The sequence below is a fragment of the Zobellella sp. An-6 genome, assembly GCF_052487945.1.
The window spans coordinates 2849527-2872527 of record NZ_CP199259.1 but is presented as its reverse complement, the minus strand read 5'-3'; the positions used below and the strand labels follow the sequence as shown (position 1 = coordinate 2872527).

The 23001-nt window shown below is 58.6% G+C and carries 38 protein-coding genes and 1 pseudogene; 14 read left to right on the top strand and 25 right to left on the bottom strand.

The genetic code is table 11. The features are described from left to right. Nucleotides 1–35: 35 nt before the first annotated feature. The 13 genes from ACT7DK_RS13415 to ACT7DK_RS13355 form a co-directional block, all read right to left on the bottom strand. Nucleotides 36–299 (bottom strand): putative phage tail assembly chaperone, encoded by a 264-nt coding sequence (locus ACT7DK_RS13415; protein ID WP_445399958.1) that lies wholly within the window; start codon nucleotides 297–299, stop codon nucleotides 36–38. After that, on the bottom strand, nucleotides 296–523 hold the full coding sequence (locus ACT7DK_RS13410) for a hypothetical protein (protein WP_445399956.1): 228 nt from the start codon (nucleotides 521–523) through the stop codon (nucleotides 296–298). The genes ACT7DK_RS13415 and ACT7DK_RS13410 overlap by 4 nt, the downstream gene beginning before the upstream one ends. Continuing rightward, a complete protein-coding gene (locus ACT7DK_RS13405; protein WP_445399954.1) occupies nucleotides 483–1088 on the bottom strand; it encodes a hypothetical protein in 606 nt (201 codons plus the stop codon). Before ACT7DK_RS13405 ends, ACT7DK_RS13410 begins: the two co-directional genes overlap by 41 nt. After that, the gene (locus ACT7DK_RS13400; RefSeq protein WP_445399952.1) at nucleotides 1085–1456 is read right to left on the bottom strand and encodes a D-Ala-D-Ala carboxypeptidase family metallohydrolase; all 372 of its coding nucleotides are present in this window, start codon (nucleotides 1454–1456) and stop codon (nucleotides 1085–1087) included. Before ACT7DK_RS13400 ends, ACT7DK_RS13405 begins: the two co-directional genes overlap by 4 nt. Further along, nucleotides 1453–1656 carry a TraR/DksA family transcriptional regulator gene (locus tag ACT7DK_RS13395; protein ID WP_445399950.1) on the bottom strand — a complete coding sequence of 68 codons (204 nt, stop codon included), beginning with the start codon at nucleotides 1654–1656 and terminating at the stop codon, nucleotides 1453–1455. The genes ACT7DK_RS13400 and ACT7DK_RS13395 overlap by 4 nt, the downstream gene beginning before the upstream one ends. A 5-nt stretch (nucleotides 1657–1661) precedes the next feature. Continuing rightward, a complete protein-coding gene (locus ACT7DK_RS13390; RefSeq protein ID WP_445399948.1) occupies nucleotides 1662–2117 on the bottom strand; it encodes a DUF2597 family protein in 456 nt (151 codons plus the stop codon). Further along, nucleotides 2114–3229 carry a DUF2586 domain-containing protein gene (locus ACT7DK_RS13385; RefSeq protein WP_445399946.1) on the bottom strand — a complete coding sequence of 372 codons (1116 nt, stop codon included), beginning with the start codon at nucleotides 3227–3229 and terminating at the stop codon, nucleotides 2114–2116. Before ACT7DK_RS13385 ends, ACT7DK_RS13390 begins: the two co-directional genes overlap by 4 nt. 2 nt (nucleotides 3230–3231) lie before the next feature. Beyond that, nucleotides 3232–3894: a phage virion morphogenesis protein gene (locus ACT7DK_RS13380; RefSeq protein WP_445399944.1), complete on the bottom strand. Its 663-nt coding sequence runs from the start codon at nucleotides 3892–3894 to the stop codon at nucleotides 3232–3234. Further along, a complete protein-coding gene (locus ACT7DK_RS13375; RefSeq protein WP_445399942.1) occupies nucleotides 3891–4367 on the bottom strand; it encodes a phage tail protein in 477 nt (158 codons plus the stop codon). The genes ACT7DK_RS13380 and ACT7DK_RS13375 overlap by 4 nt, the downstream gene beginning before the upstream one ends. Continuing rightward, a complete protein-coding gene (locus tag ACT7DK_RS13370) occupies nucleotides 4364–4828 on the bottom strand; it encodes a head completion/stabilization protein (RefSeq protein ID WP_445399940.1) in 465 nt (154 codons plus the stop codon). The genes ACT7DK_RS13375 and ACT7DK_RS13370 overlap by 4 nt, the downstream gene beginning before the upstream one ends. A gap of 106 nt (nucleotides 4829–4934) precedes the next feature. Continuing rightward, nucleotides 4935–5648 (bottom strand): phage terminase small subunit, encoded by a 714-nt coding sequence (gene gpM / locus ACT7DK_RS13365; protein WP_445399938.1) that lies wholly within the window; start codon nucleotides 5646–5648, stop codon nucleotides 4935–4937. Nucleotides 5649–5658: 10 nt separating this feature from the next. Then, on the bottom strand, nucleotides 5659–6696 hold the full coding sequence (locus ACT7DK_RS13360) for a phage major capsid protein, P2 family (RefSeq protein WP_445399936.1): 1038 nt from the start codon (nucleotides 6694–6696) through the stop codon (nucleotides 5659–5661). A 9-nt stretch (nucleotides 6697–6705) separates the two neighbouring features. Further along, nucleotides 6706–7566: a GPO family capsid scaffolding protein gene (locus ACT7DK_RS13355; RefSeq protein ID WP_445399934.1), complete on the bottom strand. Its 861-nt coding sequence runs from the start codon at nucleotides 7564–7566 to the stop codon at nucleotides 6706–6708. A gap of 176 nt (nucleotides 7567–7742) precedes the next feature. Between ACT7DK_RS13355 and ACT7DK_RS13350 the strand changes: the two genes are divergently transcribed. The 5 genes from ACT7DK_RS13350 (at nucleotide 7743) to ACT7DK_RS13330 (ending at nucleotide 11677) form a co-directional block, all read left to right on the top strand. After that, nucleotides 7743–9572 carry a terminase large subunit domain-containing protein gene (locus tag ACT7DK_RS13350; protein WP_445399932.1) on the top strand — a complete coding sequence of 610 codons (1830 nt, stop codon included), beginning with the start codon at nucleotides 7743–7745 and terminating at the stop codon, nucleotides 9570–9572. Next, a complete protein-coding gene (locus tag ACT7DK_RS13345; protein ID WP_445399930.1) occupies nucleotides 9569–10564 on the top strand; it encodes a phage portal protein in 996 nt (331 codons plus the stop codon). Before ACT7DK_RS13350 ends, ACT7DK_RS13345 begins: the two co-directional genes overlap by 4 nt. Nucleotides 10565–10647: 83 nt before the next feature. Next, complete coding sequence (locus ACT7DK_RS13340) at nucleotides 10648–10902, top strand: ogr/Delta-like zinc finger family protein (RefSeq protein ID WP_445399928.1); 255 nt, start codon at nucleotides 10648–10650, stop codon at nucleotides 10900–10902. A 159-nt stretch (nucleotides 10903–11061) separates the two neighbouring features. Continuing rightward, complete coding sequence (locus tag ACT7DK_RS13335; protein ID WP_445399926.1) at nucleotides 11062–11241, top strand: hypothetical protein; 180 nt, start codon at nucleotides 11062–11064, stop codon at nucleotides 11239–11241. Beyond that, nucleotides 11228–11677 carry a type II toxin-antitoxin system YafO family toxin gene (locus ACT7DK_RS13330; RefSeq protein ID WP_445399924.1) on the top strand — a complete coding sequence of 150 codons (450 nt, stop codon included), beginning with the start codon at nucleotides 11228–11230 and terminating at the stop codon, nucleotides 11675–11677. Before ACT7DK_RS13335 ends, ACT7DK_RS13330 begins: the two co-directional genes overlap by 14 nt. Before the next feature lie 88 nt (nucleotides 11678–11765). Here ACT7DK_RS13330 and ACT7DK_RS13325 read toward each other — a convergent pair whose 3' ends face one another. The 11 genes from ACT7DK_RS13325 to ACT7DK_RS13275 are packed head-to-tail and all read right to left on the bottom strand — an operon-like array spanning nucleotide 11766 to nucleotide 17085. After that, a complete protein-coding gene (locus tag ACT7DK_RS13325) occupies nucleotides 11766–12077 on the bottom strand; it encodes a hypothetical protein (RefSeq protein ID WP_445399922.1) in 312 nt (103 codons plus the stop codon). Further along, the gene (locus ACT7DK_RS13320) at nucleotides 12070–14364 is read right to left on the bottom strand and encodes a replication endonuclease (RefSeq protein ID WP_445399920.1); all 2295 of its coding nucleotides are present in this window, start codon (nucleotides 14362–14364) and stop codon (nucleotides 12070–12072) included. The genes ACT7DK_RS13325 and ACT7DK_RS13320 overlap by 8 nt, the downstream gene beginning before the upstream one ends. Further along, nucleotides 14364–14618 (bottom strand): hypothetical protein, encoded by a 255-nt coding sequence (locus ACT7DK_RS13315; RefSeq protein ID WP_445399918.1) that lies wholly within the window; start codon nucleotides 14616–14618, stop codon nucleotides 14364–14366. Before ACT7DK_RS13315 ends, ACT7DK_RS13320 begins: the two co-directional genes overlap by 1 nt. Further along, a complete protein-coding gene (locus tag ACT7DK_RS13310; RefSeq protein ID WP_445399916.1) occupies nucleotides 14615–14884 on the bottom strand; it encodes a hypothetical protein in 270 nt (89 codons plus the stop codon). Before ACT7DK_RS13310 ends, ACT7DK_RS13315 begins: the two co-directional genes overlap by 4 nt. Continuing rightward, nucleotides 14877–15119, bottom strand: coding sequence for a hypothetical protein (locus ACT7DK_RS13305; RefSeq protein WP_445399914.1), 243 nt, complete (start codon nucleotides 15117–15119; stop codon nucleotides 14877–14879). Before ACT7DK_RS13305 ends, ACT7DK_RS13310 begins: the two co-directional genes overlap by 8 nt. After that, nucleotides 15116–15358 (bottom strand): hypothetical protein, encoded by a 243-nt coding sequence (locus tag ACT7DK_RS13300; RefSeq protein WP_445399912.1) that lies wholly within the window; start codon nucleotides 15356–15358, stop codon nucleotides 15116–15118. The genes ACT7DK_RS13305 and ACT7DK_RS13300 overlap by 4 nt, the downstream gene beginning before the upstream one ends. Before the next feature lie 50 nt (nucleotides 15359–15408). Beyond that, entirely contained in the window at nucleotides 15409–15822 is a 414-nt protein-coding gene (locus tag ACT7DK_RS13295; RefSeq protein ID WP_445399910.1) for a hypothetical protein, read from the bottom strand. Beyond that, the gene (locus ACT7DK_RS13290) at nucleotides 15819–16058 is read right to left on the bottom strand and encodes a hypothetical protein (protein WP_445399909.1); all 240 of its coding nucleotides are present in this window, start codon (nucleotides 16056–16058) and stop codon (nucleotides 15819–15821) included. Before ACT7DK_RS13290 ends, ACT7DK_RS13295 begins: the two co-directional genes overlap by 4 nt. A gap of 11 nt (nucleotides 16059–16069) precedes the next feature. After that, nucleotides 16070–16609 carry a phage regulatory CII family protein gene (locus tag ACT7DK_RS13285; RefSeq protein WP_445399907.1) on the bottom strand — a complete coding sequence of 180 codons (540 nt, stop codon included), beginning with the start codon at nucleotides 16607–16609 and terminating at the stop codon, nucleotides 16070–16072. A 40-nt stretch (nucleotides 16610–16649) separates the two neighbouring features. Next, complete coding sequence (locus ACT7DK_RS13280; RefSeq protein ID WP_445399905.1) at nucleotides 16650–16874, bottom strand: regulator; 225 nt, start codon at nucleotides 16872–16874, stop codon at nucleotides 16650–16652. A gap of 25 nt (nucleotides 16875–16899) precedes the next feature. Beyond that, complete coding sequence (locus ACT7DK_RS13275; RefSeq protein WP_445399903.1) at nucleotides 16900–17085, bottom strand: Cro/CI family transcriptional regulator; 186 nt, start codon at nucleotides 17083–17085, stop codon at nucleotides 16900–16902. A gap of 98 nt (nucleotides 17086–17183) precedes the next feature. Between ACT7DK_RS13275 and ACT7DK_RS13270 the strand changes: the two are divergent. The 9 genes and pseudogenes from ACT7DK_RS13270 to ACT7DK_RS13230 form a co-directional block, all read left to right on the top strand. After that, a pseudogene (locus ACT7DK_RS13270) lies at nucleotides 17184–17360 on the top strand (helix-turn-helix domain-containing protein); the annotation flags it as partial. Nucleotides 17361–17423: 63 nt separating this feature from the next. Further along, complete coding sequence (locus ACT7DK_RS13265; RefSeq protein ID WP_445402352.1) at nucleotides 17424–17885, top strand: LexA family protein; 462 nt, start codon at nucleotides 17424–17426, stop codon at nucleotides 17883–17885. A gap of 25 nt (nucleotides 17886–17910) precedes the next feature. Next, on the top strand, nucleotides 17911–18684 hold the full coding sequence (locus ACT7DK_RS13260; RefSeq protein WP_445399901.1) for a WYL domain-containing protein: 774 nt from the start codon (nucleotides 17911–17913) through the stop codon (nucleotides 18682–18684). 112 nt (nucleotides 18685–18796) lie between these two features. Further along, the gene (locus tag ACT7DK_RS13255; RefSeq protein WP_445399899.1) at nucleotides 18797–19075 is read left to right on the top strand and encodes a hypothetical protein; all 279 of its coding nucleotides are present in this window, start codon (nucleotides 18797–18799) and stop codon (nucleotides 19073–19075) included. 52 nt (nucleotides 19076–19127) lie between these two features. Then, a complete protein-coding gene (locus ACT7DK_RS13250) occupies nucleotides 19128–19376 on the top strand; it encodes a hypothetical protein (protein ID WP_445399897.1) in 249 nt (82 codons plus the stop codon). A gap of 1 nt (nucleotide 19377) precedes the next feature. Next, entirely contained in the window at nucleotides 19378–19584 is a 207-nt protein-coding gene (yidD, locus tag ACT7DK_RS13245) for a membrane protein insertion efficiency factor YidD (protein ID WP_445399896.1), read from the top strand. Between the two features lie 40 nt (nucleotides 19585–19624). Beyond that, nucleotides 19625–20047: a hypothetical protein gene (locus ACT7DK_RS13240; RefSeq protein ID WP_445399894.1), complete on the top strand. Its 423-nt coding sequence runs from the start codon at nucleotides 19625–19627 to the stop codon at nucleotides 20045–20047. A gap of 14 nt (nucleotides 20048–20061) precedes the next feature. Next, nucleotides 20062–21114: a DUF262 domain-containing protein gene (locus tag ACT7DK_RS13235; protein WP_445399892.1), complete on the top strand. Its 1053-nt coding sequence runs from the start codon at nucleotides 20062–20064 to the stop codon at nucleotides 21112–21114. Nucleotide 21115: 1 nt separating this feature from the next. Then, the gene (locus tag ACT7DK_RS13230) at nucleotides 21116–21841 is read left to right on the top strand and encodes an MAE_28990/MAE_18760 family HEPN-like nuclease (protein ID WP_445399890.1); all 726 of its coding nucleotides are present in this window, start codon (nucleotides 21116–21118) and stop codon (nucleotides 21839–21841) included. Between the two features lie 15 nt (nucleotides 21842–21856). Here the strand turns inward: ACT7DK_RS13230 and ACT7DK_RS13225 are convergent, their stop codons facing one another. After that, nucleotides 21857–22912, bottom strand: a complete 1056-nt coding sequence (locus ACT7DK_RS13225; RefSeq protein ID WP_445399888.1) for a DNA cytosine methyltransferase — start codon at nucleotides 22910–22912, stop codon at nucleotides 21857–21859. Between the last annotated feature and the right edge of the window lie 89 nt (nucleotides 22913–23001).

The window sequence follows — 23001 nt, the reverse complement described above, 5'->3', positions numbered from 1 at the left end:
CAGCTGGTTGGCCTCGATGGCCTCGACCCGACGGGCTAGTTTTTTACCGAGATCTCCAGCTCGGGAATGAACTGCTCGTTGACCTTGGCGGCCAGCTTCAAGCCGGCGCCGGGCAGCTTGAGCAGCTCGGCCAGGGCCTCCTTGCTGCCGTCGGCCACCACGCGGTTCAGGTAGTTGTGGGCCGGGGCGACCTTGTCGTCCATGGTCAGTTCGTTGATGTACTTGTTGTACGCCTGGGTATTGGGCTCGAACGCCAGTTCGGTGCCGTTGACGACCAGGACGATGGTTTGCTTGCTCATTGGTTCAGTCTCTCCAGTTTTTCATCCAGGCGGTTGAAGCCGCTGTCGATGCGTTTTTCCAGGCGGTTGATGCCTTCGGTCATTTCGGCCTTGGTGGCGTAGTTCTCGGCCACGTGGGCCCGGTGGTTGGCCATGTCGATCTGCTGCCGGCTGATTTTGCCGAACAGGCTGGTCAGCACCGTGCTAATTACGCCGATCAACAAGCCCAGCGCTGTGATCGCCACGCCCAGCCATTCCGCTACTTGTGCCAAGGGTGCCTCCCGTGAGTTGCTCCAGTTTTTTCTGCTTCTCCGCGCTGCCCCGCGAACTGCCCAGCCAGTAGGTCACGGCAGCGAGGAAGGCGGTCACGATCTGGCCCGCCAGATAGAACACCACTTCCTTGGAGCCTTCCGGTACCGGCAGGGCCATCAGGGCCACGGTCAGGGCCACCACCATCAGGGCCAGCAGCAGGGTGAGGCGGGCCGGCATCCAGTGCTCGCCGTGGGTACCGCGTGCGTGCTGCACGTCGGCAAGCGTGGCCTCTGTTCGGGCCAGCTCAAGCTCCTGCAGACGAATATGGGCCTGGCGGAGCTGCTCGCGCTCTTCATGGGCCCACCGCTGCAGCTTGAGCGCGGCTTCGGGGTTCTGGAGCAGTTCGCGCTGGACGGCATCGGGGCGGGCATCGGTGCCCAGGGCGGTGGCAATCTGGCCGCCGATACTGGCGGCCAGGCCCACCGGACCGCTCAAGAGCGGGGCAACGGTACCGGCAAGGCGGCCCACGGTGCCGGCGATGTCTTTCCAGTCGCTCATGACTGCCCCCAGCGGGCGGCCTGCTCGCGCACGTCGATATGGGTGAAGGTGGCGTAACGGCCGATGCCGTAGCGGCCGGGGTAGGTGCGCTCCAGGTAGTCGGCTACCCGGGCGGGTGCAACGCCCCGCACCTGGATATCCGCCGCCTTGCCGAGCCGGTGCATGCTGTTGCGGGCGCCGCCCACCTTGCGGTTGTGGCTGTCGCAGCGGCAGGCACTGGTAATGGTCACGGCATGGCCACCCAGATCCGCGCGCAGCTGCTCCAGCACGCCCAGCAGCTCGGCGTCCACGACATCGAAACCGCAGCCGCATTTGCAGGCGAATTCACGGCGCTGAAAATGCAGTCCGTCAAAGCTGTTGTTGGTCATCGTCTTTTCTCCATCAGGGTCTGGCAGTGCACGCACAGGGTGACGCCCGGCAGGGCCGCGCGGCGGGCCTCGGGGATGACGTCGCCGCATTCCAGGCAGTCGGCGCGGCTGTCGCCGGCGGGGCGCTGGCCGGTCTGGGCGGCCAGCTCTTTGGCCAGCAGCCAGTCGTGCAGCGCATTGGCGCGGTCGATCAGGTCCATGGCGGTTACCCAATCAGGTGACGGGTGTCGTCACCGGACAGGTAGGGCACGCCGTTGATGCGCACAAAGTCGGGGCTGGTGACAAAGCCCTTGAGCTTGTGGATCTTCTTGGCGCCGCCCTTGCCGTCGATGTCGAGCAGATCGGAGATCTGCAGCTTGATGCCGAAGGCTTCCACTCGCAGTTCCTCGTTGCCGGTGTTGGCGTAGAACAGGGCGTCGTGGGGCTCGATGCCGCGCCAGGAGCCGGCCCGGCGCGCGGCTTCACCCAGCTGGTTAAAGTTCTTGGTGTCCAGCTCGTACTCCACGTCGGCGGTGACGTCGCCGTCTACAAAGCCGTCCGGGATGCCGCGGGACTGGGCCACGGCGCTGTTGTCGGTGATGGACAGGGTGGCTTTTTCGACGTGGACCATGGTCCCTAAGATCTCCACGTCAAAGCTTTGGCCCGAAATTCTGCGGCTCATGGGTTACCCCCGGGGTTGCTGAGGTCGAGAATGATGTTGATGGCGATCTTCTTGGGGCAGTCGTAGGGCCGCGCCAGGGTGTAGATGGCCACTTCGTACTTGCTGAGCCATTCCAGGGCGATGTCGCCATCGTCGGGCGGCATGATTTCGCCCGGGAAGGGCACCCCGGCGATGGTGACGCTGCGGCTCATGGTGCGCAGATCCTGCATAAAGTAGAGCCGGGCGGCGGCCATGGAGGCCGGGGTGCTGTTGAGCTGGCGGTCACCGATGCGGGCAATGGCGCGCACCCGCAAGCGGCGGGCGACCTTGTCGGCCACCCGGCGGTTCTCGACGGTCTGGTAGTCGCCGCCTTCCACGTCCAGCATGTTGCCGTCGGCCCAGTAGACGCCGTCGTAGTCCGGGTACCAGGCCGGCACCGAATAGCGGTTGGCTTCCAGGGCCTGCAGGGTGGCCAGCGGCAGCACCACGCCGTTGCTGTCTGCCGGGTGTTCGCCCAGGCCGATCACCGGCCCGGTTTTCACCCGCATGGGGGTGTCGGCGATGGTCACGGCCCGGTTGCACAGCCGGCCGGCCAGTACCCCGGCGTTGTTGCCGTGCAACTGGGGCACCAGCATGACGCCGTCGGCGGCCAGCCCCTCCTGCAGATCGGCCAGGCCGGTCTCGTAGCTCACCCAGTCCTGGGTGTCGGGGTCGATACCGGGCACCGCCAGCATGATGAACTGCCAGCGGCCGTGGGTGGCGATCAGCTCCTGGCGCAGCGCCTGGGCGTCGTTGATGGCCAGTTGGGACGACAGCGGATCCACCATCACCACGGCCTCGAACGAGGCGGTGGCCTGGGCGGCGCGCACCGCCCCCCGCCAGTCTTCGGCGGGGGCCAGCACATAGACATGGGCGGTCCAGTTCTGGCCGGCGTTCAGCAGGGCGGCCTGCACGTTGGCCTTGAGCGCGCTGGCGTCTTCGCCCAGCAGGGTGTCGAAGTCGGACTGGGCATTGACCGACAGCAGCTTGCCCTGGTTGGCCGTCGCCTGACCGACAAACAGGAAGTGCCGCTCCACCTCGTTGGTGGGGCCCTGCATCTGGTTGAGGTTGTTAATCTGAATAGTGGGCCACATGGTTAGCCTCTCCGGTTGAATTCAGCGGCCAGGGCATCCAGTACCGCCTGCTTGTTGATTTCCATAAAGGGCCGGGCTGGCACCTTGATTTCCCAGCTGGTTTTGCCTGGTTGTTGATTACGTCTTTCCGCGATCAGCATCTTCAAGGTCTGGCCAGCCTGCTCGAAACTCATGTTCTTCTGTATCCAGGCGATACCGGGCTTGCGGAGGCGCTTTACCCGCTTGCCCTCGGTAATGCTGTAACCCAGCTGCCTGAGCAGCCGTGCCTGGTGGCGGGTGGCCGGTCCGCTCTGGTCGACCGCCTCCTTGGCTTTGCTGCTCCGTTTTCGCGCCTTGGCCTTGGTGTAGAGCTCGGGCAGGCCGTACTGGTGTTTGAAGGCGGTTTGTCCTGCCATCTTGTTCTTCCAGCCGGCGGTGCCGACGTCCGGCGTGGCGTGGCTGTTCAGGCCCTTGCCCAGGCGGGACAGCATCTTCTTGCGGCCCTTTTTCCGCTTCGGCCAGGGTGTCCCGTCCGGGGCAGACTGCATCTTCAGCGCCTGCCTGGTGTCCTTCACCGCCTGGCGCATCACCTTGTCCAGCAACCGGCGACGGCGAGCGGGCGGCAACATGGCCAGCTTGAGCCGGTCGGCGACGGAGAGCACGCCCTTGAGGTCGAAGGTGATCACTCGTCACCCCCGCGTACTTCAATACGGGCCTGCTCGGCCACCCACACTTCATAGGGCGCCACCCGGTAGCGGGCGCCGCCGTAGACCACCGGGCCCTGGTCGTCGGGCTCCAGGTTCAACGGCTCGGAAAACTGCACGCTGATGGTCAGGTCGGCGGTGTTGTCGTCGATGGGCTCCACGTCGTAATCCGGATCGGGCAGCTCCAACTGCTCTCGATGGCCGTCGTGGTCCTGCAGCCAGGCGGCCACGGTGGCCAGTACCACCGCCGGATCCAGCTCCTTGAACGGCAGTTCTTCGATCAGGAAGACGGCACGATAGTCGAGCCGGGCCAGCTGCATGCCCCGGCCGCCGTCTGCGGGGGCCAGGACGAGGGTGCCGTCCTGCATCCAGGCATCGAAGTCCTTGCGGCACTTGGGCGGCAGCAGCTCGCGCAGCGTCTGGCTCAGGGCCTGCAGGTAGTAGCCCTGGCTCACAGCAGTTCAATCCCGCAGCGGTGCACACCCTTGATGGCCCGGATATGCTGCTGGCTTTCGGCCAACAGGGCGGCGCGCACGTCACCGCCCTGGGTGGCCTGGTTGTTGCCCACCTCGCGCTGGCTGAGGCTGCCGGCCTCGGTGACCAGGTCGGCCTTGGCGCGGGCGAACACCGCCTGGCGATAGAGCACGGTGAGCTGGTTCTGGCCGTTCACCTGGGGGTGGGGGCCCGGTACCTCGGCGGCGGTCCAATGGCCCTCGGCGTTCAGCCGGGCCTTGGTAAAGGCCAGCTCGATGTTGACCTGGGCCACGGCCGAGAGCACGGCCGCGGCCACGGTGGCGGGCTGCAGGTCGGCCGGCATGGCGCGGTCGCGCTCGAAGTCGCCCACCTCGATATCCGGCCAGAAGCCGTCATTGCTGACGGTGGCTTGCTGGTACTCGGTTGTGGTGCCGTTGAACATGGCTTGCCCTCTGGTTGAATAGGTGCCCCCCTGGCCACGGTGGTGGGCAGCGGCTCATGGCTTTGCCTGGCCGTGCCCATACCGCCGGGGGGCGGCGGCGTTGGAGCTAGTCTTGCTCAAGCGCCCGCAGGCGCATGGCAATCCGGCTCCGGTGGGTTTTTACCTGGGCACCCACCGGATCCCATTCGTGGGCCTTCGCCAGCAGGGCGTCGGCCTGTTCCAGCACATCTGGGTCATTCACCGCGCTGGCCCGGGGTTCGCCGGTGGCGTCGCGCAGCAACAGCAGCCCGGCGAACTTGAAATACTTGGCGGTGAGCTTTTCATTCAGCCGCCAGTCCCTGACCACATGGGCAAACACCCGGCCGAAGTAGGGCTCTACCGCCTGGCCTTCGGCCGCCTGCTGCTCGGCCCACTCCAGCACGGTGTCCGCCACAAAGTGGGGGAAGTCGCGCTTGAGCCGGGGCGGGGTGTGCTGGCCCTGGGCTATCGCCCGTTCGGCCCAGTCCAGGGCCTGCTCGAACTCGCCCAGGTCGAACAACCACACCACCAGGGTGGCGAACAGCGGGTTCTGGTGGCTCTTGTCCCCGGCCAGATACTGCTCCACATAGGGGCGGTACTTGGGCAGCAGCTCGCGCTTGAGCGCCACCTTGTCGCCGATGCGGTCCAGCGCTTTCAGCCGCTGCTGGTCCTGCTCCAGGGCCAGCAGTTGCAGGTGCAGGCTGTGGGCCAGCTCGCCCTCGGCTTGTCCGGTGCGGGCGGCCTGGGTGGCCGCCTGCAGGGCGCGGTGCCGATCACGGTGACGCTGGGCCGGGGTGCTCATGGCTTATCCCTTACGGCGCCGGGGTCGGGGCGATTTCCACGCCCGCTTCGTCGAAGGAGGCATAGGCGCGGTACTCGCCCACGGCGTAGCCTTCCATTCGCCAGTACTGGCTCTCGAAGCCCTTGCGGTCCTGGTTGTGGGCCGCGCTGCGCTGGCGGGTGCCGCGCTGGGTTAGCAGCTGCAGGTTGGCCGGAATGGTCACCACCATGCGCTTGCCCGGGAAGAAGGGCGGGGTCATGGCGCGGCGGCCGGCAACACTGGTGGCCAGTTGCTGGGCGGCGATCTGTTCGGTGGGCTTGTCGGCCTGCTGGTACAGACGGCCCTGGGCGGTGGCCACCAGATCGGCCCCCACCAGCACGGTCAGGCGCGGATCGTTGCGAAACGCCGGGTCGATGGTGCTGTTGATCAGGTCCGAGGCCATGGCGTCCAGGGTGCGGTAGTCGCCCTGGCCTTCGGGGTCGAAGTAGATCTTGTTCTGGGCCGAGCCCACGATCTGCGAGCCGTCGTTCCACTCGCGCACCAACTGCTGCCAGCCCTTGTTCACGTCCTGGCCGAGGGGGTTGGCCACCGGGTCGGTGTTGGCGGCGGCGGAGGTGCCGTTAAAGCCCACCCGCAGCATGTCGAGCGCGAAGCTGCGGTTGATGAACTCGTTCACCTGGCGCATAAATTCGCCTTCGCCGCCGGCGTTGGCCCACACCGCCAGGGTGGACCAGGGCAGCACGGCGCCGGAGTCGGTTTCGATCAACTCGTAGTTGTGGCCGCCCACGCCCACGTGCTTCAGGAAACGGCCGTCGGCCTTGCGTCCGGAGTGGATGCTGCCGATGCCCACGTCGACCACCTGGCCCTTGATCTGGTCCACGTCGGTCATGGTGATCATGCGCAGGAAGTCCACGGCATCCAGCAGGGCGGCGCGCAGCCGGGTTTCTTGCGGACCGGTCACCGAGAACAGCTGCCCCAGCTTGCTGATATCAATGCCATAGCCCTGGGCCAGCTGACTGAAATATCTGTCCAGCAGGGCGTCGGCTTGGGCGGTGAGGATCTGGCTCATGGTTGCTCCTTACACCAGGTGATAGACGTCGCCGCCGGCGGGGGCGGGGTTGGGGTTCTGGCCGGGCACTTCCTTCAGCAGGGCGGAGAACTGGGTTTCCAGCGCGCCCTGCTTCTCGGCCACGCCCTTGACGGCGGTCAGCAGCTCGCTGAACTGCTCGGCGGTGACGCCGGCGGGGGCCGGGGCGGGCTTGGGCTCGGGGGCGGGGTCTTCTTTTTTGCTGAACTGCTCGAACTTGGTTTCCAGCTCGCCCTGCTTGGTGGCGATGCCTTTAACCGTGTTCATCAGCTCGTTGAACTGCTCTTTGTCCATTGCTGGATCCTCGGGGGTTGGTTCTTGGGGAGCGGCGGATTCCTGGGTTTTGAACCAGGCCATGAATTTTTTGAACATGCCGGCTTCCTGCTCGCGGTCGGCCAGCTCGGCCAGGCTGAGCGGCTGGCTTTCGCCGATGAGCTTGGGGGCTTTGTCCTTGGCACTGAACTGCATGCGGGTGGTGCCGGTGCTGGCCGGCATGTCGGTGACGCCCAGGCCGCCCAGGTAGGTTTTGTCGCCGCCGGCGAATTGCTCCAGGGGCTCGATGCTGCAGAACTGGTACTGGCCAAGCTGGTTGTAGTAGATCAGATCCCGGGTCGGGCGCAGCACGGCAAACAGCTTCATCTTGCCGTCCACTTCCTCGGCCTTGAGCGCTTCCACGGTGCCCATGGCCGACCAGCGAGAGTGATCCGGCCAGATAACGGCGGTGTAGTGGTCCGGGTCGTAGGTCTCGGCCATGTCGGTCAGCCATTCGCGGGAGATAAAGCGCCCGTCGACGCTGTTGCCCTCGGTGGCAATGCAAATCCAGCCTGTGCGTAACCGTGAATCGGGTTTCATGTGCCTGCTCGTGTTCTGTGATGGCGACAGGCTAGGGACTTGTGAAGGGGATTTCATCCGGCGGCGTTCCGCGTAATTGCGATTTTCGGGAAATCGCAAGAACCAGCAAATTCCCCCCAACTTCCAGATCGTTCGACTCAGTATGATGGCGGCATTCATCACCACCACGGACCGCCATGGCCTACACCGAAGAAATCCGCAACGCCGCCAAGGGGCTTTACCTCAAGCGCTGGCTGCCCCGGGAAATCGCCCAGGAGCTGGGCCTGAACTCGGCGCGGGTGGTGTACCAGTGGGTGGAAAAATACAGCTGGGACGCGCTGCTGTCCGACGAGCAGCTGGAAGACGCCATCGCCCGGCGGGTGCAGCTGCTGCTGGCCCGGGAAAAGAAGACCCAGGCCGAGCTGGACGAACTGGACCGGCTGATCGGCCAGCATGTGCGGCTGAAGAAAGACCTGGTGCAGCTGCGCGAGAAAGAGCTGGCCCTGAAGGAGCGGGAAGCGGCCCTGGCCGCCGGGGTGCCGACGGATGAATTGCCGGAGCCGAACGGGCGGCGCGGCAAGCGCGGCGGGGGCCAGGCCAAGGGTGGTAAAGGCAAGAAGGGCAAGGCGCGCAAGAACGACATCGGCGAGCTGCTGCCCGAGGACTTCGAGGGCTGGCTGGCCACCCTGTTCGGCTATCAGCTGCGCTGCCGCGAAGCCAAGAACGACCCGGCCATCCCGCGCACCCGCAACATCCTGAAAAGCCGCCAGATCGGCATGACCTACTACTTCGCCGGCGAGGCCCTGGAAGACGCGGTCGTCACCGGCGGCAACCAGATCTTCCTGTCCGCCACCCGGGCCCAGGCCGAGGTGTTCCGCTCCTACATCATCAACATCGCCCGGGAGTTTCTGGGGGTGGAGCTGTCGGGCAACCCGATCATCCTGAGCAACGGCGCCGAGCTGCATTTTCTGTCCACCAACTCCAACAGCGCCCAGTCCCGCAGCGGCAACGTCTACATCGACGAATACTTCTGGATCCCGGGCTTTACCAAGCTGTCCAACGTGGCTTCGGCCATGGCCACGCAAAGCCGGTGGCGGAAAACCTACTTCTCCACCCCCTCGGCCAAGTCGCATCCGGGCTATGGCTTCTGGACCGGCGACAGTTGGAAGGACGGCAAGGACAGCCGCAAGGATATCGAATTCCCGACCCTGGCCGACTACCAGGACGGCGGCCGGGTGTGCCCGGATCGGCAATGGCGCTACGCCATCACGGTGGAAGACGCGGTGGCCAGCGGCTGCAACCTGATTGACCTAGACGAGCTGCGCGACGAGTACGCCGACGAGGTGTTCCGCAACCTGTTCATGTGCGAGTTCGTCGACGACGAAGCCAGCGTGTTCAAGTTCAACCAGCTGGAAGGCTGCGGCGTCGACACCGCCCAGTGGGAGGACTTCGACCCGCGCGCGGCCCGGCCGTTCGGTACCCGCGAGGTGTGGCTGGGCTACGACCCGAGCCGCACCCGCGACAACGCCACCCTGGTGGTACTGGCCCCGCCGCTGGTCGCCGGCGAGCCGTTCCGGGTGCTGGAAAAGCACCACTGGCGGGGGCTCAACTTTCAGCACCATGTTGCCGAAATCGCCAAGCTGTTCAAGCGCTACCGGGTGACTTACATCGGTGTGGATATTACCGGCATCGGCGCCGGGGTGTTCGACCTTATCAAGACCAAATACCCGCGCGAGGCGCACGCCATCCACTATTCGGTGGAGAGCAAAAACCGCCTGGTGCTGAAGATGATCGACGTGGTGGAGGCCGGGCGCATTAGCTGGGATCGGCTGTATAAGGACATTCCGCTGGCGTTTATGGCCATCAAGCGCACCACCACCGGCAGCGGCAACGCCATGACCTTCAAGGCGGGGCGGGATGCCACCACCGGCCACGCCGATGCCTTCTTCGCCATCGCCCACGCGGTGATCAACGAGCCGCTGGACCACTCCAACCAACGCACCTCAACCTGGGCCATACAAGCATGACCGAGCAAGCCAGCCATCAATCCAACAACCTGGTCGTGTTCAGCTTCGGCGAGCCGGAGGCCATCGAGCCCGGCCGCTGGCTGACCGACTACACTGAACTGTTTTACGACGATTACGCCGACTACTGGAGCACCCCGGTCAGCCGCCAGGGGCTGGCCCAGATTGCCAACACCAACGCCCACCACGGCGCCCTGCTGTACGCCCGGCGCAACATGATTGCCGGCAAGTTCAAGGGCGGTGGGGGCATGAAGCGGGTGCAGATGCAGGCCTTCGCCCATAACCTAATCCAGTTCGGCGACGCGGGCTTTTTGAAGATACGCAACGGCCTGGGGCGGGTGGTGCGGTTGCATCCGCTGCCCTCGATGTACCTGCGCCGACACAAGAGCGGGGATTTCGTGCTGCTGCAGGCCAACAACCAGCAGATCCGCTATCGGGAAGACGACGTCATCTTCCTGACCCAGTACGACCCCCGCCAACAGATCTACGGCCTGCCGGACTACCTGGGCGGCATCCAGTCTGCCCTGCTGAACCGGGACGCCACCCTGTTCAGGCGCAGGTACTACCAGAACGGCGCCCACATGGGCTTTATCTTCTACGCCACCGACCCCAACCTGAGTGAAAGCCAGGAAGAAGAGCTGAAGGAGAAGATCCAAAGCTCCAAGGGGGTGGGCAACTTCCGCAGCCTGTTTATCAATATCCCCAACGGCAACCCGGACGGGGTGAAGCTGATCCCGGTGGGGGACATTGCAACCAAGGACGACTTCGACCGCATCAAGAACATCAGTGCCCAGGACGTGCTCACCGCGCACCGCTTTCCGCCCGGGCTGGCTGGCATCATCCCCACCAACACCGGCGGCCTGGGCGACCCGGAGAAATACGACTCCGTTTACAGCCGCAACGAAGTTGCGCCGCTGTGCGAGCTGATCGCCGACGTGGTCAACTCCGATCCAGATATTCCGGCGCGGCTGGCCCTGCAGTTTGCGCTGGAATGACTGGATGAAAAAACAGTGGTTTGGTGCCATCCGGTGCCGAATGTTTTATCATAGGTGCATGTTTACTCGGGGGAGTTTTAAACATGCGGGTTTACTGCAGAGAGTGCGGAGAGAAAGGCAGAATCACAAACACCAACCGGATGTCGCTGGAATACGCTGAGCTTTACTGTCAGTGTCGTGACGCCACCTGTGGGCATACTTGGGTTGAGACCCTGGGGTACAAGCACGTGCTGAGCCCCAGTGCCAAAACCGCGTCTCAACTCAGTTTTCACCTGTCGCGGGCGCTGTCGCCTGATGCTCAGCAGGATCTTTTGGCTGGTCTACAAGGGGCGCGGTAAGCGCCCTTTTTTGTTATTAGAATCAGTGTGTTATTAGGGGGTGGTGGGTGTGGAAGTGATGGAATATTAACGCCCGTTATTTACGGTTGTTGTCGGTTATTGCTCCAGATGTTAGGATTCTAATACTGGTTGATGTCAACCAACGATGTGAGGAATCCCATGCTTAAGACGCACAAAGCACAAGTGAAATGTTTCCAGGCTCCGCTACAGCGGAAGGCCAAGGGTGTTCCTGTGCTTGTTTCCCGAGTGTCTGAGCAAGCCCTTGACGCCCTTGCCGAGCAGTCCATGAAGAAGGTGAAGGAAGGCAGCAAGGAGCCCGTCTTCTTTGTCGAAATCTAATCCACCCCGGGTTTTTCGGCTCAAGTCCTTTTCTGAAGATAACACCTCCGACCCTCAACTTGAGGCAGAGAAGGACAAGTTATTCCAGGACTTCAAGGCATACATTATCGCAGGCCGTCATCTGTCGGACACCTTCCAGCACCCCTTCGGCCGTGACGAACTGTACGATCATCCTCACACCCCTTCTTCGGTCAAGCAGGCGGCACTTCGGCATGTGCATATTGTCCCCATTGCCCAGGTCAGACCATACCGCAGGCAGCGCAAGTTCAAGGCGACTTCGGACGTACACCTGGTCTACTGCATCGATACCCTTACCGGTCATGTATGCGCCCTGGCGTTGATTAAGCCGGCTCATGACCTGGCTCGCGACGCTACCTTCCTGAGTAACCTGGCCAAGCTGGCGGAAGAGTTTTACCGGCAGGCCCCTGGCCTCTAACGTTTACGCTTGCGCTCGGCGGCGGATGTTTGGCCCAGGCTCAACTTTTTAGCATCGGGGACTTGTCGGGTAATCTGGTGTTGCTTCACTACTTTTTCACTCTCCGGTCTCTACGCCACTGGTCTTCTACTTCTTCCAGGTACTTCTGATGCGAGTCCTTGTAGTACCTCCCTCTTTGCTCTTGCCATGGCTCCACGAATTCCCAGCACTTGCCCTTGAGCTTCTGTTCATCCGTGCCATTCGCCAGACTGATGTAGACGTCTCTGTACATCACAGCTTGTTCTTTTGACATGGCGTCTAGCCACGCCTTCACTTCAGGGGGGAAAGTGCCGTGGTAGCGCTGGGCCATGCTCCGGCATTCTCTTATCACAAATACATCGGCAAAAAGGTATTTACTCAAGGTATAGCCTCCTGAACTCCAGATCGGAGATGGTCTCCTCTATCAGCTGTTGTAACTGTACCAGTAGCATATCTTCTTCATAAGTCTTCGGGTTTAGCCAGCGTTCTTTCTGCAGCAGGTCGTCGATTTGCATGATCACTGCCCCCAGTTCGCCTTCGGGCACGGTGCCCAGCCATTCATCCACCGGCGTGCTGCCAGTGAACAACTCACCCAGGATCCGGCGTTTCCAGTACGCCTTACCGGGCTTCAACGGTTCCAAATCATGGTCCAGCTTGTCGTGTTCCGGCTGCAGGCCCGGGCGCTGGCGGCTGGTGTTAAGGCAGCCGTTGCGAATGCTGATGAATAAACCATCAATTTCGATAACGGCGCCGTTTAGCAGCGGCTTCTTGTCCCGGGCATCGAGGCCGAGCATGGCCAATTCCCGGTCCAGCGGATCTTTTTCCGCCCCTTTTTGATCCTCCGTACAGTTATTGTCAGAACTCCAAGGGGCGCGGCTGCCGCCGCTTGAGGGCAGCTCGCTGCGCTCGCCAAGGCCGGTCCGTGACAAGGTCCAGCCCTGGTGCCGGGTTTGGGCCTCGGACACGCCCACCATCACCCCGGTGGGGATGCCGTTAACGCTGGTGGTGATGTCGATGGTGCGCAGGCCCAGTAGTCTGGCCACGTCTTCCCCGTATTTGCTGGAGGCGGGTTTGATGATGTGGGCCAGCTTGATCAGATGATCCCGACGCGGGCTGTCGATGCCGCCCATGGCTTCCACAAACTGGGCCCACTTGCCGGTGTCGGCGGCACGGCGGGCGGGTTCGATAATGGGGTTGCGGGTGGCCTCGCGCAGCCGGCGCAGCTCTCGCCACACCTGCACGCTGGGGCCGCCAATTTGCTGAAACTGGCGGATGCGCCACCGGCTGGCCCAGGCGGCCACGGCCGGGGCCGAGCTGGAGGCGGCTTCCTGGGATTCTTCATCCCAGTCCATATTGAAGCCGTCGATGTTCTTGCTGATGTACTTGGCGATGTAGCCGGTGGCGCTGCCCAGCTCGTTCTTGATTTCCTTCCAGTCGAAGCGGGCGCGGTAGCCCTTTTTGCCCAGCTCCTGGCGGTCGTGCTCGATGGCGTAATGGCGCAGCACTGAGCGCAGCAGCCGGCGCTGGCTGGGGTGCACGAAAATCAGCAGGTGCCAGTGGGGTGTGCCGTCGTGGTGCGGCTCCACCACCCTAAAGCCAAAGCGGCGGATGCCCAGCCGGTCCAGCTTGGCGCGGGCTTTGTTCCACTGGCGGCACAGGTAGGCCTGGGTTTCGCTGGGGCTAAAGCCCTGGTACTTGTCGTTTTGGATGGTCCTTACCCAGTTCTCCAGCTTTTCGCCGTTCTTCGCTTTGCTGCGGTTATCCACCACCGTCCAGGCGTGGTACTTGCTGGGCGCGGTCCAGGTGTAGAACTCGCCCACCAGGCCCTGCTCTTCGGCCAGATCTTCAAAGCCGCGCATCCGCACCATCAGCTCCATCCGGCGGATCTCGGGATTGGCCACGCTGGCTTTTACCGCGTCCGCCAGGGGGATTTCCAGCTCCAGTTCCTCGTTGATGGCATACATGGTTTTCAGCCAGGCCATACCGGCCCGCTTGCGTTCCAGGTGCTCCTGCAGGGTGCGCTGCGACACATAGGCGCTCACGCCCCGGCGCACCCGGCCCACCAAAATGGCCACATGCTCGGTGTAGCGGCGCCAGGCCTGGGTGATTTGCCGCTCCCACCACTGGGCATCCTGCAGCCGGGCCAGGGCGCTGGCGGCCATGTCCAACTGGCGGTCGGTGGCTTCGTCCTTGATCACCGGCAGCAGCGGGGAGATCCCCCAGCGGCGGGCCGGCTCCATGGCGGCATCCAGCAACTGCCGCACCGGCACCTGGCGGGTAAAGTCGGCGGTTTGCTCCTGGATGATGGCGGCCACGGCGCTGGCCCATTCCCGGGCGATGTTGGCCCGTTTCAGTTCGTTGGCAATCATCCGCAGGGGCAGGGGAAAGCGGGCGGCGTGCTGTTGGATTTTGGCCACCATGTGCCGCAGCCAGGTGTTTACGCCAGACGGTTTGTGCCCTTTTTTCAGCCGGTACTGGTAATGGGCAAACAGGGCACTGGCGGCGTAGTCTTCCACCTGGGCCAGCAGATCCTCTACCCAGCGCAGGTTCTCCTGCTGGTAGTGCTGCTGGTACAGCGATTTGGTTACTTCAACGCCGGCCACCCGGCGGGTGTCGTCCGTAGGCGCAAAAAAGGCGGCCACATCGGCCGCATCGTTAGCGAAGGTCATCAGATTACGGCTTTGCCCAGTTGGTGAAGATCGGCGGTTTTGGCCCACCAAACGCGGATGGACTTGGCTACTGACAAGGCATTCAGCCCTAAGGCTTGCCAATACAGGCTGCGAATGGTGCCCAAGTCGAGAATCAGTCGGTCGCGGCCTGCGCCTTGCTCGAAGCATTCTTTCCAGTGACGCCAAAAGTCGGCCTTGGCCTGCCACCAGTGGCGGCGCAGGTGATCGGTGGCGTTCAGCTTACGGTCTTTCATGCCACCCCCTTGGTGACGCGGCCAAAGGTGTGTACGGACAGCTGAATGGCCACGCTGTGCTTGCTGGGCTCATGGTGCGATTGCTTACGGTTAAGCACGGCACAAAGAGCGGCGTTGCGGACCTCCATGATTTTGTAGTTGCTTAACCCGAACAAGGCCGCCTTTGCTGTTAGCCATATGAGCAATTCCTCGTTGAAAGGATCTGCACCACCAGTATCAAGGCGAGCGATAGCGTAGAAGCCATAAAACAGGTCACGTTCAGTCATGGCAGGCCTCCAGCAGCAGGTTGCGACATTCGGTAATGTCACGACGGAGTGCGGCGGCTGCGCGGCGGCTCATTCCAGCCTGCCTCAGCCATTTGGCTGCTCTTCCCAAGTCACCCAAGCCACGATAGTTTGCGGCCAGCTCTAAATAGTTGCGGGCGCTCATGGTGTAGTACGTCCGGATTTTAATGACGTTCTCATAGTGGTTGAGGCAGTTTTCTGTATCTCGGCGTTTCATCCCTGCACCCCCATGGCCGTAATAGGGGCCAGCACGGTGTGCTGCTCCAGTTGGTGCTGGCGGTCGGTGATTTGCCGGTACAGCTCGTTCTGGCCGCAGCGGTGTGCCACTTCGGCCAGGGCCTCCAGTACGCACTCGGTTTGCAGCTCCAGGGTGGCGGCCTGGCCTCGGCAGGCCAGGCGGTTGTATTGGGCCAGAAAATCGTTGGCCACTTGGCGGATGGCGTTGGTTTGTGTCATAGTTACCTCGAATTGATTGGCGTGAATACACGTCCGAAGGCCGCTTACAGTTACCGCTGCGCGGCCTTCACTTTTTCTGCCCGCAGCTGAATCAAACGCGCCTGCTGCAGCAGGGCTTCCCGCCGCTGGCTCTCGTCTTCCTGCTGTTCTTGCTTTTCGTCCTGCCCGGCAAAGTCCGGAATGTGCAGCCATTCGCCCCGGTCGGTGGCGGTAATGGCGGCCATGGCCTGCTTAAAGGCCACCACGGCACGGCGGATGGCCTCGCGTTCGTCGTCGTTCATTTCCTCCAGGCTCTTGTCCCAGTAGGCGGCGGGCTTGAGTGCCGCGGCCCGGCACAGCCCTTCGCGGACGATCCGCGGCTGGCGGCTCCACCAACTGGCGATGCGGCAGCGGCCCAGCAAATGGCGCATATGGTTAATGGCCAGCTCGCCGGCGGGCTGGGTAATGGCGTGATAGGCGGTCATGCGGCACCTCCGGTGGTGGCGTCGTTGCCCAGCACCTGCTTGATCCAGTCCCACAGGCGGCGACGGCGGTGGATGCGCGGCTTTCTGTTGTGCTGAACGGGCAGGCAAATCCAGCTACCGTCTTGGCGCTCGATAAAGCCCGGGCGCTGGCGATGGGTGATCACCTCCGGCCGCAGCGGGGCGGTGGCCACGGGGGCCGGGGTACGCAATAAACGGGCGGTGTTGATGTGGTTCATGGCGTGGCTCCTTATCCGGTAAGGCCGGGCACCACCGAGCTGGCCAGGGTATCCATGGCCACGGTGACGCCGGGAATGGCGTGAAAGCGGGCTTCTACGTCGTGCACAAACAGCGCGAGGGCGCCGATCATGGCGGTGGCCTTGCTGACCGCGTTGTCTCGGCGTTGCCGGCATACCTTGCCGGCCTGCTGGGCCTCGATAACGTGGCGGGCCAGTTCGCCGGCGGTGGCGGTGATCTCCAGTGCCTGGCTGGTGAGCGGGGTCTGGCTGGCGGCGTGGTCCGACTTGGGCAACTGGATGCCGCTCATATCCAGCTCCAGCAGCAGGCCCTGCACCAGGGTGTGATCGCCGGTAATGCGGGCGGCGGTGATCACGTTTTTAACCGTGGGCTCAGCGGGATGCTTAGGTGACAGCTTGTTAATCCACAGCTGCGGTTGTGTGCCCATAGCCCGGGCTACCGTTGATTGATTGTGGGCATCCTTGAAGCGGGCTACTGCCGATTTCCAGTGGATAAAATTGATGTCTTGTTTATCCGTATGAGTCTTCAACATTTCGCATGCATCCTTGACGTGGTTGAATAAGGGGGAAACATCAGCGTGTGGCACGGCGTTTGGCCGGCTGCCCCTGGGCAAGTGCCTGCTGGGTGTACAGCACCAGGTTGATCAGCACTTTTTCCGCTGGGCTCTGTTTGGGCATGATGGGAATGCGCCCGGCGCGCACGTAGCTTTCTACGGTGCTCTTGGCCATTCCGGTCAGCTCCGAAAAGCGCTCCACCGTGCATACCGGCGTATCGAAATGGATAGGGAAGGGGGTCATGCTGGGGTTCCTTATCTTCGGCTGGTTAGGATGATTGCTGTTCGAAGTTGGGCGACGCTTTCAGTTTTCCTTTAGTGATCACCTGAATCTGATAGGCACGACCTTGTGGGATTTCCTCGCCCCACCGGCTGACAGCCACATGGCTGATCCCGAGGGCTTTAGCGGTAGCTAGGACACCGCCGAAGTGTTTAATGACGTCTCGCTTCTTCATGGTTTGTAACCTGTGTAACCCTTCGTAACCTGAAATGTAACCCTGATTCCTAAGTTGTGCAAACAAAAATTACCAAACTTGATGGTAAGGTAAGTTACATGAGCGCTGGTGAACGAATTCGCTCCCTCCGAGAGAGCAAAAAACTCACACAAGAACAACTCGCTAAGATGGTTGGGGTTAGTCGCGTCTCAATCAGCAAATGGGAGAGTGAAGAGAACAAACCAAAGGGCGAGCATCTATTCTCATTAGCGAATGCTCTTGGGGTTGAAGCCCATCATCTTATTGATGCCACCTTAGCCCACGATTTGGGTAAAAATTCACCCACCTTCCAGCAGTTCGTGGCGCAAAATCATGAATTCTCAAACGTAAAGCCGGCCACTCTTGGTACCCATCAGATCCCGGTGCTGAGCTACGTGCAGGCCGGCCAGTTGACCGAGGTGCGTGAAATTCGGGACGTAGACGGCAGCCTGGAGTATGTGCAGGCCGACGACGACATTGGTGTGCGCGCCTTCGGCATGCGCATCAGCGGCGACTCCATGACCCCGCTGTTCGATGAAGGCGATCTGATCATTATCGACCCGGATATCGACCCGGTGCCGGGCGACTATGTGGCGGCCAAGAACGGCAGCCGAGAGGCCACCTTCAAAAAATACCGTCCCCGCGGCTTCAACCAGGACGGAGTGGAATACTTCGAACTGGTACCGCTCAACGACGACTACGCCCCCATCCGCTCGGACATGTGCGACGTGGTGATCATCGGCACCATGGTCGAGCACAGGAAGTACAGAAGACGAAGATAACAACAAATCAGCACAGGGAAAGAACATGAACGGTGTCAGCACATTCTTTGCGTTCCTTAGCCTTTTTGCTCTGCTCCTTATCCCGGTGGGCCTTATCCGGCCTCGCTGGTTAAAACTGAAAACCAGGGTGTCCGGCTTTTTTGCCTGTCTTTACGCTTTCGCCGCCTTTGCTGGTATCGGCATGCTGCTTGACCCTGAAACTGGTCCGGCGGAAGCCTTGGTCATGCTGGTTGGCGTTGGCGTCTGGCACATGCTTGTGGTTGGGTGGTGCATGGCTTTTCGCAAGGTCAGCGACCCCAAATTTCAAGCTGCCAAGAATGAGCGAATCAACAATGTCACAGACAAGGTAATTGCGGCCACCAACAGGTCCCACGCAAAGTTTGACCGCTTTGTTCAAAACAAAATAGATGACCTTCAGCAGAAGACAGAAACCAAAAAGGAGCGGCGGCCGGCTAGCAAATTTCCTTCCCAGGAAACTATAAACTCCGACAAACTGGCCGAGTTCGAAGAGTCACTTACCACTATCTGGGCCGGCTCCACCAAAACAATTGAATTCACCTACGAGAAGCCCTTCGAGCGAGGCCGTTCCCGTCGCCGGGTGGACGTGGAAGAACTGATGTACGATGCCAAGGGCCGGATCATTCTGCGTGGCCACTGCCACGAACGGGGCGACGAACGTACCTTTCGTGAAGATCGTATCCTCACCAAAATCAAGTGCGGCTCTAAACGCTACGACTTCGACGAGTGGTGCGAAGAGCTGCTGGGCGTAGACCTCTACGAAGTAGTTCCGGTGCGGTGATCGAGCACAGCAACAAACCCGACGACATCCGCATCCTCGCCAGGTGGACGGGGAAGAGATTTAATGAATACATTTATATATTTAAAACTGGTCTGTTTACAGGAGAGAAAAAATGAAATTGATAATAGACTTGATGGTGTTATGTAAGGAGAGTAACAGTAGCTATGTCTACCGTTCAGTTCGCAGGGAGTGGGAGACAAGTTTAGTTCCTATAGCTGGGATGGAAATCGAAGATTCAGCTTGGAAGCGCCCACGAGAAATAAAAAGAGTCACTATGAACCCAGAATGTGGCTACTATCACTTATGGGTTGGTGATGACAATGCTGAGACAAAAGAACAGTCTCAAAGGCAGGTGGAAATGTACATATCTCATGGTTGGAAACAAATATAAAAATATTTAGATTAAGGCTTTCATAAAAATATTAAAAATGGGAATAGAGAGCATGGTTTATGAATATAAAATGGTTCAGGTTCCCCCGAACATCAGTGTTGAAAAAAAGAACCACAAGGGGAACGAAGCTGCGGCTTACCTGCAGGACATCGCCAACACCATGGCCAACGATGGCTGGGAGTTTTACCGCATCGACTCCGTCGGTGTCAGTGTTCAACCCGGCTGCTTTGGCGCTTTGACCGGTAGCAGGGCAGAGCAGTCGCTTTATTACGTAATTTCGTTTCGTCGTCCCAAAGGCTGACATGCTGGTTCGGTTCAGCGTTTGGGCGATACGCGTCTATCAGCGTACAGCACCGGCAAGCCTCCGCGAGACTTGCCGCTTCGAACCCAGTTGCTCCAACTACGCGATACTCGCGCTTCAAAAGCATGGGTTCCTGAGCGGCTGGAAAAAAGCTCTGATACGCATCTACCACTGTAAGCCACCACATGGTGGACAAGACTACCCATAGACATAACCATAGCTATATATTCCGTATCGGAGTTATGAAAATGAAAAGAACTGCAATTTTACTTTGGTTTTTTTCCTCAAGTTTTTTTCTGTGGTTATATAATTTAGCTGCCCCAAAACATTCTGATTTTTTAAATTCTCCTTTTTCTATTTTTGATTCATTTTTCCATTTTTCTGTTATGTTGTTAGGTGCTGGCTGGTGTTATCACTTTATGACTCTTCTTTATGCTAGTCCTTTTGATGATAATAATCGAACTCTCTGGATGACAATGCTTAAGAAGCTGCTTGTTATGTCATTGCTTCTTGTCAGTGTTCCTGTTGTGGTTATTTTTTCTGGTGAGTATATAGTCACTTCATGGTCTTACTTGGTTTCATATCTTTGGGTTATTTTCGGTATGATTGGATCTTTGGTTATGCACCTTTCTGTTAAAAGCGACTTTGATGAGCTAATCTCGAATACATAATTGGTGGGTGATTTATGGATAGATATTTTCAAACTAAGGCTGAAGAGCAAATTTTAGGGTATTCTAAAAAGATAGATTTTTACACGTCTGAATATACAGTTGAAATCTTAGCGCAAAAAATAGCGGGTGGAGAATACACTGTTCCTGGCTATCAGCGTGAATTTACTTGGGATGAGCCTAGAAAGTCAAAGTTTATTGAATCGTTATTGATTGGTCTACCTATTCCTTTTGTTTTTTTCTGGCAGAACGATAAAACTGGTGAGCTGGAAATTGTGGATGGTTCACAACGTTTAAGGACACTAGAGGAATATTTAAATAATCGACTGGTTTTGTGTGGTTTGGAAAGGTTGGATGTCCTGAATGGTTCAAGATTTAGCGACCTTCCTCTTTCAAGGCAAAGAAAGATTCAGAATAAATCCATGAGAGGTATTATTCTTTCAGAAAATACGGATATTGAATCTAGAATAGATTTGTTCGAGCGAATCAACACAGGTAGCATGGTTGCAAACCCTGCTGAAGTCAGAAGAGGCGTTCTTCGTGGTCCATTTATGGACTTTTTGGTTAAGTTGGGGAAGAATGAAAAATTCTCTACTTTGGCACCGGTAACAGCCAAGAAAAGGAGTGTTAGGGAGCCTGAAGAGTTAGCTGCCCGTTTTTTCGCATACTCTGATGGCCTTGATGATTATAAAGATAACGTATCACCTTTTATTTTTTATTATATCAAAAGGATGAATGAAATATTTCATGAAAAACCTGAACTAGAAGATGAATATTTTACACGTTTTGACAGGATGCTTGATTTTGTAAGTAAATCTTTCGAACTCGGATTCAGAAAGTCACCTAAAGCTAAGACTACTCCGCGCACCCGATTTGAAGCTATTGCTATCGGTTCACATCTTGCTTTAGAGAAAAATCCAAATTTAAAAATCAGTAAAGAATCTACAGCAGAAATTATCTCAAGTAAGGCCTTTACCGATGAGATACGTTCCGATGGTGCCAATGCGATTCGCAGATTAAGAGGAAGAATCGAATTTATTCGTGATGCATTGCTGTTTCAAGGAGAGTGAGATGGAGCTGGTAAGAGCAACCTTCACTGATAGAGTCAAGGATATTGAAAGCTATTTCGAGCTTGTCAGTAATATAGAGCTTGCCATAGGTATGGGTGAGGCTGTTTTTAACGTTAATGGTAAATCTTATCGTATTACACCAGAACAGCAAAAAATCATGTATTCCGGAATTTATCTCCATCTATACAATCTAGTTGAATCGACAGTTTCTATGCTGATTGAAGCAGTTGAAAGACATGCTAGAAATGGTATCAATGGGAAGCTCGGTCTATTGACTAATGAGATGCGAACGCTTTATGTTAAAGCTGTAACAGAGCCCCATGAGTCTTTGACTTACGAAAAAAGGTTAGAGAAAGCATTGGATTTGTTTGAGCAAGTCCTTGAAAGGAAGCCCATAGATCTAAGGATTCCTCCAGGAGGAGGAGGTAATTGGGATTCTCAAGAGATAACAAGAATAAGTAAAAGTATCGGAATAAAAATACAATTACCGAAGAGGCTAAATACCCAAGTTAATCAGCCAATTCGTAATGATATGGCTCCATTATGGCTGATAAAAAATATTAGAAATAAGTTGGCGCATGGTTCATTGTCATTCACAGAGTGCGGTGAAGATCATGTGGCTACGGATTTCAGGAAGCTCATAGATATCGTGAAAGATTATCTTTCATATGTCATTGATGCCTATGAAAATTTTATAACTACTGATGGGTATAAACTTGCTCAGTAGTTCCTTACTTTTATTTTAGTCGGTCAAAGCTAAACTATTTTTGATGCTTTGACCGACTATCTCCCCCAATCTTACCGGTACCGCATTACCGATCATTTTGGCCAAAGGGCGCATATCGTGTTTCTGTTCCAATGGCAGAAAACTGTAATCGGGCGGGAACGATTGCAGCATTGCAGCCTCACGAAGACTGATGGCTCGATCCTGTTCCGGGTGGCCGAAGCGACCATTGCCGAAGCCGTTGCACTGGGTGGTGATGGTAGGGGCAGGCTCGTCCCAGCGCATGCGGCCGTAGACGCTGGGATAAGTTTTTCCGCTTTCCTTCTGGTGGCAAGTGGCTCGCAGATCCTCCGGCCAATCCAGCCACGATCCTCCCGGAACGGAGGCGCGGATTCGCCGCATATTGATTGGACTCAAGGAGGAAGCCTTGTGCAGGGGATCGTCTTTATGGGTTTCACCTGCGGCTATTTTCGGCAGATGTCCGATCACATTCTGCACTGTCACATACTCTTCCGGTTTATGCGTCGGTGATGGAAGCTTTATCGGCCCAAGTCGTGAGGCGATCAGCACCAAGCGTCTGCGGGTTTGAGCCATGCCGAAGTCGGGGCAAAACACGACCCGATAGTCGTGCCGATATCCGTTCGCGGTGAGGAGTGCAAGGAAGTTATTGAACACATTCTGATCGGCCAGGCCCGGCACGTTTTCCATGGTCACGAAGTGGGGTTTCACTTCGGATACCAGTCTCCCGAAACTGTTGAGAAGGTTCCATCTGCCGTCCTTTTCTCCCGGTTTCTTTCTCGTTCTGGAGTAGGTCGAAAAGGGTTGGCAAGGAGCACAGCCGGCCAGCAGGGTGTAATCGCCGTCTGCAAGATGCGCGAGAATGTCCTGGCGGGTCAGTTCAGTCACATCCCGGTTGTAGAATCTGGCCCGGTTGTTGTGCTCGAAGGCGAACCGGCAGGATTCTTCTATGTCGTAGCCAGCAACCACATCAATGCCCGCCTGCACGAGGCCGTGCGTTAAACCGCCAGCACCGCAGAACAGGTCGACCGCTTTGATTGTTGGAATTTTAGCCACTTCACTCACCCTACTTAAAAAACTGCGGCATTATAACAGAGAAAATCGCTCACATCGAGGAGCAATGGATTTCTTTTAATTTGTTGATA